The organism is Micromonospora sp. CNZ296 (assembly GCF_007827635.1).
On the sequence record NZ_VISW01000009.1, the window covers coordinates 225914 to 237913 of the forward strand.

Consider the following 12000-nt stretch of genomic DNA (forward strand, 5'->3'; position numbering starts at 1 on the left):
CGGCTCAGGCCGCGGGCGGCGTCTGCGGGCCGGCCTGCGGCCCGCCCGGCGTCCGCGGCTCGGTCGGCGTAGCCGGCGGGACCGGCCCGGCCGGCGGGACCGGCGGCCAGCCCGGCGCGGTGCCCGGCGGGTGCGGCCAGGCGGGCGCGCCGGCCGGCTCCTCGGGCATCAGGAACCACATGATCGGGTACGCGAGCGCGGCGAGCCCGCCGGTGAGCACGGTGGCGGTCGCGAAGATCACCCGGATCAGCGTGGGGTCGGCGGCGAAGTAGCGGCCGAGGCCGCTCGCCACACCGGCGATCATGCGGTCGCTGACCGGCCGGCGGAGCTGCTTGTACGGGGCCTGGGAGGGGTTCGGGAAGGTCATGTGTCAACGGTCCCGCGCGCCGCGGCGGGCGACCTCGGTGACCGCCCGGACGCCTACCCTGAGCTGCCCCTGAGACGCCAGCGGAGAGTCAGGAATCTGACTCTTTTCGATGTCGGTAACCCGCTACGGGGAGAATTTGCTCCCGTGACCACCTCGCTGGAGCCGCTCCGCAGGATCGCGGCATACGCAGTTTGTGCTGACTCAAACGGCCGAGTGTTGCTGGTCCGCGCATCGGAGCGCTCCGGCACCCCCGGCACCTGGTCGCTCCCCGGAGGAGCAGTCGACCACGGTGAGGACCCCAAACACACGGTCGTCCGGGAGACCGCTGCCGAGACCGGGCTCTCGGTGGCGGTCGCCGGCCTCCAGGACGTGCTCGCCGACATGCGGGCGCTGCCCGAGCGGCACATCACGATCCACACCGACCGGCTTCTCTACACCGTGTCGGTCCGCGGCGGGACGCTCACCGAGCGGGTCGACCGCCCGACCGACCTGGCCCGCTGGTTCACCCTCGACGAGGCCCGGGAGCTGCCGCTGCGGTCGTTCACCGCACGCGCCCTGGGCCTGCCCACCTCCACCGACGACATCGTGCCGGAGGAGGTGCCCGAGTTCCCCTCGTTCTACGCCGTCCCCGGCCCGGACGGGCTGCACCGGGCGCAGCGTTTCGCCGCGTACGCGGTGGTGACCGACCCGGAGGAGCGGGTGCTGCTGACCCGGGTGTCCGACGGCTACCCGGGCGCCGGCTGCTGGCACCTGCCCGGCGGCGGCACCGACTACGGCGAGCAGCCGGGCGCGGCGCTGATCCGGGAACTGGTCGAGGAGACCGGCCAGACCGGCCGCCTGGTCGAGCTGCTCGGGGTGGCCAGCCACCGGGACGCCGCCTCGCTCGGCCCGGAGGGCTACCCGATCGACTGGCACGGCGTACGCGCCTTCTACCGGGTGGTCGTCGACCAGCCCGCGCCGCCCACCGTTGCCGACATCGGCGGTTCGACCTGCGAGGCCCGCTGGTTCCGCCGCGAGGAACTCGGCGCCCTCCCCACCGACCGCCTCACCGAGGTGACGGCCGAAGCAGTCCAGGCCGCCCACCTCCTCTGACCCACACACCCCCGCCCTCCGGGCGTCCACCCCGGCGATCATGAAGTTGACGGCGCGAAATGTCCGCCTCGGTGCCGCTAACCTCATGATCGACGGAGTGGGGCGCGGGGAGTGCGCGGGGGCGCGCGGGCGGGGGAGGGTGCTGTGGAGCAGCGGCGGCGGGTCGGGGCCTACGGGGTGCTGCGGGACTCCGACGGGCGGGTGTTGCTGGCGCGCGGTTCGGCGAGGTGCCCGTACCCGGGGGTGTGGCAGTTGCCCGGCGGCGGCGTCGAACACGCCGAGCACCCGGCCGACACGGTGGTACGCGAGTTCGCCGAGGAGACCGGCCTGACCGTCGCGCCCGGCGCGATCCGGGCCGCGGTGGCCGACGTGGCCGCGTTCGCCGAACTGGGGATCGCGCTGCACACCGATCGGTTGGTCTTCGAGGTCGAGGCGCGCGGCGGGCGGCTGCGGCCGGAGCCGGCCGGTGGCAGCGACGAGGTCGGCTGGTTCACGCCCGACGAGGCAGCCGCCCGGCAGCTGATGCCGTTCACCGCCGAGCTGCTCGGCCTGCCTGTGACTCCGCTGCCGGCCGACCTGCCCCGGGCGCTGCCCGCCGAGCCGGCCGGGCCGTCCGTCGACCGCCGGCAGCGCTTCGCCGCGTACGGGCTGGTCACCGACCCGGCCGACCGGGTGCTGCTCACCATGATCGCCGACGGGTACCCGGGCGCGGGCCGCTGGCACCTGCCCGGTGGCGGCACCGACCACGGCGAGCAGCCGGCCGCCGGGCTGCTGCGCGAGCTGGTCGAGGAGGCCGGGCAGCTGGGCCGGGTGGTCGGCCTGATCGCCGTGGACAACCTGCACAACCCGGCCGCGCTCGGCCCGGAGGGCCGCCCGCTGGACTGGCACGGCGTCCGGGTGATCTACCGGGTACGCGTGGACGCGCCGACCGACGCGGTGGTGACCGAGCTGGCCGGCGGCTCGACCGCACGGGCCGCCTGGTTCGCCCCGGAGCAGGTCACCGGTCTGTCGATGACCGATGTGGCGGCCCGGGCCACCGGGCAGCGGGTGAGCTGAATCGCTCGCCGAGCCGCCCTGGGTGACCTCCGGTACAGTCGGAAGTACGGCTGACCGACGAAAACGGGCGTTGAGGCCCGAGATGGGAATGAGTGGGCGGTTCGCGCGGTTAAGGGAGATATAAGTACCGCCGGCAGCTATCGCCAAGCCCCTGTCCCCTGTGCAATGGTGTACTCCGCAAAAGGGCTGCCGGACCCGAAAGGTCCGGCACGAGACAGCCGGACACCCGCCCCGCAGTGGGCGGCCAGCCGATCCGGTGATGGAGGAAACGTGCCGAGAGCCCCATGGCGCCGGCGTCGTACGACTGACAGTCCGCGCCCCGCAGGGCGTCGCTGGGCGGGCAGGTTGCGCCGCAGCAGTACGTTCGCCCGCCAGGTGCTGCTGGTCCGGGTGGGCCGCCGGGACGGCGCGGCCGTCTCCGGGACCGACCTGGTCACCCCCGACCACCGTTACGCCGACCGCCAGCGCCTCCGCTACGGCCGGCTCGACACCGACATCGAAGCGGTACGGCCCATCAGCCCGGCGCTTCCCCCGGCGACACCCGTCGACGACGAGTCCCCGGCGATGTCGATCCCGCTCCTGCCGGGTGAGCGCACCGCCGCCCGCCGGGCAAAGTTCGCGCTCGTCAACGCGTGCACGCTGAGCAGCCTCATGCTCGGCATGCTGGCCATCTTCCTGGCCATGCGCGGTGAGGTGCAGATCGCCGCGATCTGCCTGATCGCGTGCGTCGCGTTCGACGGCCTCGACGGCGCGCTGGCCCGCAAGCTCGGTGTGGCCAGCCCGTTCGGCGCGCAGATGGACTCGCTCGCCGACATGTGCTCGTTCGGCCTCGCCGCGCCGGTCGTGGTCTACGCCTCGCTCGCCGGTTCGGCGCCGCCCGCGGCCGCCGCGGTCTCCTGCGCGCTCGTCGCCGCGTGCGCGGCCGTCCGGCTCGCCCGGTTCAACGTCTCGCCGAAGGACGGCCGCTTCTTCTGCGGCGTGCCGACCACCATGGCGGCGGCAGTGCTCGCCCTGACCGTGGCCATCGGCGTGCCGGTCCCCGGCCTGGTCATGGTGGCCGGCGTGGCGCTGCTCGCCTTCGCCATGGTGTCCAGCTTCCCGTACGCGAAGCTCGCCCGGCTGCTGAAGCTGCCGCCGTGGCTCTGGCTGGCCCCGGTGGTCGGCGCGCTCGTCGACATCCGGCTCACGTTCGCCCTCGTGGTGGTGGGCTACCTGGTCAGCGGGCCGCTGCTCTGGCTGCACCAGCGCCGTACCGCCTGACCCGAGAACGACAGAAGGGGCGCCGCGAGAGCGGCGCCCCTTCTCTCATGTCAGGCGCTCAGCGCCAGCGGGCGATCACCGTCGCGCCGCCGACCACCTTGTCGCCCGGACCGACGAGCGGGTCCGCGGCGTCGGCCGGCAGGTAGACGTCGGTACGCGAGCCGAACCGGATCAGGCCGAAGCGCTCACCCCGGGCCAGCAGCGAACCCACGGGCGCCCGCTGCACGATCCGGCGGGCGATCAGCCCGGTGCGCTGCGCCACCACCACGGTGCCGTGGTCGGTGTCCAGCACCGTGTACGCCGCCACGTTGTGCTCGGCGTCCGGCTTCATGGCGTTGACGAACCCGCCGTCGGCGACGAAGTAGTCGACCACCTTGCCGGCCACCGGAGCGCGGTTGACGTGCACGTCCAGCACCGACAGGAAGACCGCGATCCGCAGCCACTCGCCGTCACCGAAGCGCTCGTCCTGAAGGCGCTGCACGGACAGCACCTGACCGTCCGCCGAGGCGACCACCGCCGACGGGTCCTCCGGCACGTCCCGCTCCGGGTCGCGGAAGAACGCGGCCACCGGCGCGGCGGCCAGCGCCGGCAGCAGCCAGAGCTTCGACTTCGGCCGCGCGGCCCGGGCCAGGGCGGCCAGGCCGAGCGTGATGCCGGCCGCGGCCACCCCGTTCGAGTCGATGTGCATGCCCCGGGTCAGCGGCACGCTCGATGGCCGGTACGCAGGGGACAGCGAGGCCGCGAGCGCGACCGGCGCCGGGGTGAACCGCAGGTGGTGCACGCGTACCGGCGGGGTGTTGCGCAGCACCAGGTCGGTGCGTACGCCGTGCAGCACGCCCTGCCGGTCCAGCTCGCCGTCGGCGCCCTCGGTGCGGAACAGCGGCGCGGCGACGCTCAGCACCGCGCCCTCGGCGAGGTATTTCGCCAGCCCGTCGATCGCGACGCGCGCCTCGTCCGCGGTGCCGGTGAACGGCTCGGCGACGACCACCACCGCGGCGGCGTCCGCCTCGGCGAGGGTGTCGACCACGCGTACCCGGTCGGCGACCCAGCGGCCCTGCGCGGTCACGTGTTCGCGCAGCGCGGCCGCCGCGGCGCCCTCCGCCGGCACCACTGTGAGCCGGTCGCCGGGGAGCAGCGCCTCGATCGCGGCGGCCAGCACCGCGGACTCCGGGGTCGCGCCGACCAGCAGGCCGGCCTTCGGGTCGTTACGCCGGGCGAACTCGCTGACGAGCGTGCGGGCGGCGCGCTCGCCGATGCGGACCGCACCGGAGGGAGCGGTGACGCGCACGGCGGGGGACTGGGTCATGTCGGACGGGCTCCTGACGAGATAGCGAACGGACGGGGCGGCTCCGGCGACCCGGCCGGCGGCTCCAGCATGGTCGGGGTGCGCGGGCCGGCCGGCGGAGACGAGATCTCCGCCGACCAGCATAGGCCGCGTCCGGAGGGCGCCGCAGTGGCGCGGTCAGGCCGGATCCCCCGGCGTACGGCGCTGCGGAGCCGCCTCGTCGGCCGGTGGATCGAGCGGCGGCAGTTCGCGGGTGGCCGGTTCCGCGGAGTCGGTCGTGGCCTCGGTGGCCCACTCGTCGGCGCTGTCGGGCGTCTCCGGGCCGGCGGTCGTCTCCACGCTGCCGGCGGTCTCCGGGCCCGCGACCGGGGAGCCGTACGGCGCCGAGACCGTGACGTCCGGCGCGGGCTGCGTGGTGGGCTGCTCCGGGGGACGGCCCGAGCGCAGCGCGCCGATCAGCCCGAGCAGTCCGATCAGCACCAGCCCGCCGGCCAGGAACCAGCCGACCGGGGGTACGGAGAGGCCGAGGATCCGGGCCAGCAGCCACCAGACGGACAGGCCGAGGAAGACGAGTCCGAAAGCGAACGACACGATGTCGGTACGGTGTGCCTTCACCGGGTCACCTCCAGCTTGCCGGCGTTCACGTGGACGTAGAGGCGCAGCTTGCCGCCACCGGGACCGTCGGCGCCCGGGTCGGTGGTCTCCCACTGACGACCGCCGAGCCCGCCGCTGCGCCGGCCGAAGACAGTGGCGTCGCCGGCGTTCACGTCGGCCACAGTGGTCACGTCGACGTCCGGCGGTACGACAACTGTCGCGTTGCCGAGGTTCACGTCGACAGTCACCTGGACGTCCTGCTTGTCGAAGTCGATCCCGCGCAGGTCGAGCGTCGCGTCACCGAGGTTGTTCTCGTACCGGTCGGCCAGGTCGCGCAGGTCGGTCGGCGCCCAGGTGACGTTGCCGTCGATGCCGCGTACCCGGTCGTAGGACTCGGCGACGGTGGCGATGCCGAGCGCCGCCGCTGTCACCAGGCCCAGGGCGATCAGCCAGCGGGCCCGGCCGAACCAGGTGCCGACGAGCAGACCGAGGCCGATGGTCGCGAGTACCGCGGCGAAGTAGCCGGCGGCGCCGACCGGGAAGACGTCGAGCAGGTCGAGCATTGCGACCATGCCGAGCGCCAGGAAGATCAGCGAGAACGTGATCGCGCCGAGCGGCGAGCGCTCCTTGGGCCGCTTCGGCGGTCGCGGCGGCCGGACCGGTGGCGGAAAGGGCGGCGGAACGGGCGGCGATCCGGCGTACGGGCCGTGCGGGGCGAACGGCGGCCGGTAACCGCCGGGCGGCAGCGGTGCGCCCACCGGCGCGGGCGGCGGCACGGCGGCCGGCTCGTCCAGCCGGGCCCCGGCGTCCCGCGCGCCCGGCCAGGCCGGGTTCGCGCCGTACGCGGGCCAGGTGGCGGTGTCGGCGACCGGGCCGGTCACGTGCTGCATCGCGACGGTCGTCGGCTCGGACGGGCCCGGCCGGGTGCCGGCCGCGGCGGGCCAGCCCGGCGCCGGCAGCGTCGGGTAGCCGGTAGTAGGCCCGGGGTGGCCCGGCTCGCGCTCCGCGTCGGACGTGGCCGGGTGCCCCGGCTCGGACGGCGCCGCCGGCGGGTAGCCCGGCTCGGACGCGGACACCGGCGGGTAGCCGGGCTCGGACGCGGACACCGGCGGGTAGCCGGGCTCGGCGGGCATGCCGCCGGACGGCGCCGCCGCGGGGTGTGCCGGTCCGGCGGGTGTGCCGGTCCACTGTGCCGCGGGGGGAGCCGCGGTCCAGGTGCCCGGCGCCGGGGCCGGCGGCGCGGGCCAGGCCACCGGTGGTACCGGACCCGGCGGGGGACCGTGCGGCGGCGCCGGCTGAGCCGGCCGCTGCGCCGGGCCGCGCTGCTCGCGGTTGAGCAGGAGCGCGCCGCCGATCAGGATCACCGCGCCGAGCAGGATCGCCCGGAACCCGTCGGTGACGACGTAGGCGAAGCCGAGCGCCACCACGATGCCGAGCACGATCACCGTGATCGGGGACATGCTGGACCGGCCCCGGCCGAGCATGGCCTCCACCGGCGAGGCGGTGTCGCCCTCGCCGGGGATGATCAGCCAGCCGGCGACGTACACGATGATCCCGATGCCGCCGAAGAAGCCGAGCACGGCCAGCAGCACTCGCCACAGCACCGGGTCGGTGTTCGTGGCCCGGCCGATGGCGGCGCACACCCCGGCCAGGTAGCGGCCCTCACGGGGGCGTACCAGGCCGTACCGGGTGGTGAAGCCGGCGGCACCGGGCGGTGGGGCGTACCCACCGGGTGGCGGACCGCCGAACGGCGTGCCGCCGCCGGGCGGCGGGGTCGCCTGGTCGGTGGGTGCCGCTCCCGGCGGGGGCGGCGGGGCGTCCTGTGCTGCCGCCCAGGGGCGGGGCGGACGGGCAGCGTCCTCGTTCATGCCTTCGATACTGCTGCCCCGGCCGCCCGAGCAGCCTCCGGACCCGACCCTGACCCCACCCTGAGATCCTCCGCCGGTGAAACTCCGGGGCGTCCCCGTGGTCCCGGGCGTCGCGGCCGTGTGACGATCGGGGCGTCGGCGCCGCCGGCATGTCCGCCTCGACCTGGGAGCCTCCGATCAGCAGCACCCCCGCCCCGCACGCCCCGCGCCTCTACCGGGCCACCGACCACCGGCTGGCCGCCGGGGTGGCCGCGGGCATCGCCGAGCACCTGGGCATCCCGGTGCTGCGGGTACGCGTGGCGTTCATGGTGCTGCTCGGGCTGAGCGGTCTCGGCCTGTTGCTCTACGCCGCCTTCTGGGCGGTGGTCCCGCCCCGCCCCGGCGACACCGCCGTCCCGCCCCGCCGCGACCTCGCCCAGCTGCTGCCGTTCGTGGTGATCGGGCTCGGCGTGCTGCTGCTCCAGGTGGTCGCGTTCAACTCGGTGGGCGCGGCCGGCACCGCCGGCTGGCTGGTGGCGATCATCGCGGTCGGCGCGGGCGTCATCTGGCACCAGTCCGCCCCGGAGCGCCGCCGGCAGTGGGGCGACTCGGCGGTGCCCTGGCTGGGCGCGGTGGTGGAGGAGAGCGACAGGCGCGCGTTCGTGCTGCGCTTCATCGGCGGCGGCGTGCTCGTCGCGGTGGGCATCATCGGCGTGGCGGCCGTCTACTCGCCGGCGCAGAACGTCGACGCGGTGCTCAACGGCGTGATCTTCGCGCTGGTCGGGCTGGCCGGCGTGGGTGTGGTCACCGGTCCGGTGCTCTGGCGCACCTGGAACCAGCTCCGCTCCGAGCGGGAGGGCCGCATCCGTGAGCAGGAGCGCGCCGAACTGGCCGCGATGGTGCACGACCAGGTCCTGCACACGCTGGCCCTGATCCAGCGCAACGCCAGCGACGTCAAGACGGTGCAGCGTCTGGCCCGGGGCCAGGAGCGCTCGCTGCGCAACTGGCTCTACAAGCCGGCCGCCTCGCCCACCGAGCGCTTCGCGGCCGCCCTGGAGCAGGCCGCCGCCGAGGTGGAGGACACGTTCGCCATCACCGTCGAGGTGGTGGTGGTCGGCGACCGGGAGACCGACGAGCGGGTGGGCGCGATCGTGGCCGCCGCCCGGGAGGCCCTGGTCAACGCGGCCCGCCACGCCGGTGTGCAGACCGTGTCGCTGTACGCCGAGGTGGAGCCGGAGCAGGTGAGCGTGTTCGTCCGGGACCGGGGCAAGGGCTTCGACCCGGATACGGTGGAGAATCACCGGCACGGCGTCCGGGGCTCGATCATCGGACGGATGAAGCGGCACGGCGGCCGGGCGGAGATCCGGTCCGAGCCGGGGGAAGGGACCGAGGTCCGGCTGATCCTGCCGATCAGCGGCTCCGGCTCCACGGCGGAAAGGGACAAGTGACATGTCCGAGCAGGAACCGGTCGAGGGTACGGCGCCGAGCGGGCCGCTGCGGGTGTTCCTCGTCGACGACCACGCGATGTTCCGGGCCGGCGTCCGCGCCGAGCTGGGCACGCGCGTGGAGGTGGTCGGTGAGGCCAGCTCGGTGGCCGAGGCGGTGACCCGGATCGCCGCCACCGCTCCGGACGTGGTGCTGCTCGACGTGCACATGCCCGACGGTGGTGGCCGCGCGGTGCTGGAGGCGATGCGGCGTACCCACCCGCAGGTGCGGTTCCTGGCGCTGAGCGTCTCCGACGCCGCCGAGGACGTGATCGGCCTGATCCGCGCCGGCGCGCGGGGGTACGTCACGAAGACGATCTCGCCGGAGGAGCTGACCGACGCGATCCGGCGGGTGGCCGACGGCGACGCGGTGTTCAGCCCGCGGCTGGCCGGGTTCGTGCTCGACGCGTTCGCCTCCCGGCCGGACGCGCCGGTGGCCGACCCCGAGCTGGACCAGCTCACCAACCGCGAGCGCGAGGTGCTGCGGCTGCTCGCCCGGGGGTACGCGTACAAGGAGATCGCCAAGGAGCTGTACATCTCGATCAAGACGGTCGAGACGCACGTCTCCAACGTGTTGCGCAAGCTCCAGATGTCGAACCGGTACGAGCTGTCCCGGTGGGCCGCCGACCGCCGGCTGGTCTAGGAACCGACGCCCGCCCGGGGGCGGGGCCTCGGCGACCTCGTACCCCGGGGGTGCCGGTGGTGCCCGCTCGGTCGGCATGGCATCATCCGGACGGACAAAAAACCCGGCAGCCGGGTGCCTGCGAAGGGGGCCGACGCCGGCGCGGTGAACGTCACAGCCTCCCGTGTCGCAGGGACGTCCGTCGACCTGTCTGTGCCCGTCTTGCCTGTTCAGGGCCCTATCGTCCGTGCGCTTTGTGATCTTTTCTCAAGTATCGGCAACGTGGCGACCAACTAACGGCTTGATAACGGCACCTTCACGGAAAGGGCCGGTTGGTGTCACAGTGGCAGCACCTCACCCCCCGGTGTGAGGCATCTCGTCGGGCCTGCCGACCACGTGACGCCGTCTTTCGCGCCGCCGCGTGGTCGCCGACCCTGCGCGGTGTCTCGTCCAGGGTGTGGCGCCCGGCGGATCGGTACCCCTGGGGTGTCCCGAATTCCTCTGCGGTAAACCGGCGTCCTGCGGTTCGGGTCGCCGGTGGTGTCACCCCCAAAGACGTGCGTGAAACTCACGACGGAACCAGGTTAGAAAGAGGAGGCCCCTCGGAATGAGAGTCTCGAAGCGGGCGAGCGGCGCGCTCGCGGTGGGCGCGGCATTCGCGCTCGTCGCGTCCGGCTGCTCCAGCGGGAACAACGACGGTGGCGACGCCGGCGCCAGCAAGGACGGCGCGATCGTCATCGACGGCACCCAGCCGGAGAACCCCCTGGTTCCGGCGAACACCACCGAGACCGGTGGCGGCGCGATCATCGACTGGATGTGGAGCGGTCTGGTCGAGTACCCCAACAACGGTGGGGCGCCGCAGAACCTGCTCGCCGAGTCGATCGACACGAGCGACTCGAAGGTCTTCAAGGTCAAGATCAAGCAGAACACCAAGTTCCACGACGGCACCACCGTCAAGGCCGAGAGCTTCGTCAAGGCCTGGAACTGGGCTGCGTACGGCCCGAACGGCGCGCAGAACGCCTCCTTCTTCTCCGACATCCAGGGCTTCGACGAGGTCTACACCGAGGACCCGGACGGCCCGGACGGCCCGCAGAAGGCCCCGGAGCCGAAGGCCAAGGAGATGTCCGGCCTGAAGGTCGTCGACGACTGGAACTTCGAGGTCACGCTCTCCGCGCCGACCGCCGTGTTCCCGACCAAGCTCGGCTACAGCGCCTTCGTGCCGCTGCCGGACGCGTTCTTCTCGTCCACCCCGGCTGACTTCGGCAAGAAGCCGATCGGTAACGGCCCGGTCAAGCTCGTCTCCTGGCAGGACGACGTCGAGATCAAGCTGACCCGCTTCGACGACTACAGCCTGCGCGACAAGATGAAGGTCAAGGACGTCACCGTCAAGATCTACCAGGACGACACGGCGGCGTACAACGACCTGCTCGCCGGCAACCTGGACTTCCAGCAGCAGGTTCCGGTCTCCGCGCTGGCCGGTGAGAAGTGGAAGACCGACCTGGCCGAGCGGGCCATGGCCTCGACGACCCCGTCGACCGGCATCATCGCCTTCCCGATCTACGACAAGCGCTTCCAGAACCCGAAGCTGCGCAAGGCGATCTCGCTGTCCATCGACCGGCAGTCGATCACCGACAAGATCTTCTTCGGTACCCGTAAGCCGGCCGACAGCTGGGCCAACCCGCTGACCCCGGGCGCCGAGCCGGGCAACTGCACCGCCTGCAAGTTCGACGTGGCCCAGGCCAAGCAGCTCCTCCAGGAGGCCGGTGGCTTCCAGGGCAAGCTGACCCTGTCGTACAACGCGGACGCCAGCCACAAGGAGTGGATGGAGGCCGTCGCCCAGCAGATCAAGACCAACCTGGGCATCGACGCTGTTGCCGTCGGCGTGCCGACCTTCGCGGTCTTCCGCGCCAACATCAACGCCTACAAGATGACCGGTGCCTACCGGGCCGGCTGGCAGCAGGACTACCCGGACGTGGAGAACTGGATCAACCCGCTCTACGTCACCGGTGGTTCCTCGAACGACGGCAAGTACAGCAACCCGCAGGTGGACGCCCTCGCCAAGGAGGCCTCCGCGGCCCCCAGCATCGAGGAGGCCCACAAGAAGTTCGCTGAGGCCGTCAAGCTCATCGACCAGGACGTCCCGTCGATGCCGATCTACTTCGGTGGCCAGCAGTCCGGCCACTCGGAGAAGATCAAGAAGCTGGAGCTGACCAACGTCGGCGAGCTCGACATCACCTCGGTCGAGCTCTGATCCGAACGGTCTGACCCCGGGTCGGGCTCGCCTACCGGTGAGCCCGACCCGGGGCCGTTCCGCGAGGGGGTGTACAACGGACCCCTCGCACGTTGTCGCCGCCGCGCCGGCTCACCCGGCGCTCCCTGTCTGGAGGACCACC

Annotated in this window: 10 protein-coding genes; 6 read left to right on the plus strand and 4 right to left on the minus strand. The window is 73.2% G+C overall.

Features of this window, described 5'->3' with window-relative positions; genetic code table 11:
* Positions 1-4 precede the first annotated feature (4 nt).
* Positions 5-367: a PspC domain-containing protein gene (locus FB455_RS17165; protein ID WP_013288533.1), complete on the minus strand. Its 363-nt coding sequence runs from the start codon at positions 365-367 to the stop codon at positions 5-7.
* A gap of 144 nt (positions 368-511) precedes the next feature.
* Here FB455_RS17165 and FB455_RS17170 point away from each other — a divergent pair, with 144 nt between their 5' ends.
* From FB455_RS17170 to FB455_RS17180, 3 genes are all read left to right on the plus strand, one after another.
* Positions 512-1459 carry an NUDIX hydrolase gene (locus FB455_RS17170; protein ID WP_013288532.1) on the plus strand — a complete coding sequence of 316 codons (948 nt, stop codon included), beginning with the start codon at positions 512-514 and terminating at the stop codon, positions 1457-1459.
* Positions 1460-1603: 144 nt separating this feature from the next.
* Positions 1604-2515, plus strand: a complete 912-nt coding sequence (locus FB455_RS17175) for an NUDIX hydrolase (RefSeq protein WP_145754052.1) — start codon at positions 1604-1606, stop codon at positions 2513-2515.
* A 345-nt stretch (positions 2516-2860) separates the two neighbouring features.
* Positions 2861-3775, plus strand: a complete 915-nt coding sequence (locus FB455_RS17180; protein ID WP_013288530.1) for a CDP-alcohol phosphatidyltransferase family protein — start codon at positions 2861-2863, stop codon at positions 3773-3775.
* 58 nt (positions 3776-3833) lie between these two features.
* On the opposite strand, the gene FB455_RS17185 is transcribed toward FB455_RS17180, so the two are convergent.
* The 3 genes from FB455_RS17185 to FB455_RS17195 all read right to left on the minus strand — a co-directional run bounded on the left by FB455_RS17185 (position 3834) and on the right by FB455_RS17195 (position 7522).
* Positions 3834-5081 (minus strand): phosphatidylserine decarboxylase, encoded by a 1248-nt coding sequence (locus FB455_RS17185; RefSeq protein ID WP_013473638.1) that lies wholly within the window; start codon positions 5079-5081, stop codon positions 3834-3836.
* A gap of 156 nt (positions 5082-5237) precedes the next feature.
* Complete coding sequence (locus FB455_RS17190; RefSeq protein ID WP_145754055.1) at positions 5238-5675, minus strand: hypothetical protein; 438 nt, start codon at positions 5673-5675, stop codon at positions 5238-5240.
* On the minus strand, positions 5672-7522 hold the full coding sequence (locus FB455_RS17195; RefSeq protein ID WP_145754057.1) for a PspC domain-containing protein: 1851 nt from the start codon (positions 7520-7522) through the stop codon (positions 5672-5674). The genes FB455_RS17190 and FB455_RS17195 overlap by 4 nt, the downstream gene beginning before the upstream one ends.
* A gap of 149 nt (positions 7523-7671) precedes the next feature.
* Between FB455_RS17195 and FB455_RS17200 the strand changes: the two genes are divergently transcribed.
* The 3 genes from FB455_RS17200 (at position 7672) to FB455_RS17210 (ending at position 11858) form a co-directional block, all read left to right on the plus strand.
* A complete protein-coding gene (locus FB455_RS17200) occupies positions 7672-8949 on the plus strand; it encodes an ATP-binding protein (protein ID WP_030269421.1) in 1278 nt (425 codons plus the stop codon).
* A gap of 1 nt (position 8950) precedes the next feature.
* Positions 8951-9628, plus strand: a complete 678-nt coding sequence (locus FB455_RS17205; RefSeq protein WP_013473634.1) for a response regulator — start codon at positions 8951-8953, stop codon at positions 9626-9628.
* A 586-nt stretch (positions 9629-10214) separates the two neighbouring features.
* On the plus strand, positions 10215-11858 hold the full coding sequence (locus FB455_RS17210; RefSeq protein ID WP_013288524.1) for a peptide ABC transporter substrate-binding protein: 1644 nt from the start codon (positions 10215-10217) through the stop codon (positions 11856-11858).
* Positions 11859-12000 lie beyond the last annotated feature (142 nt).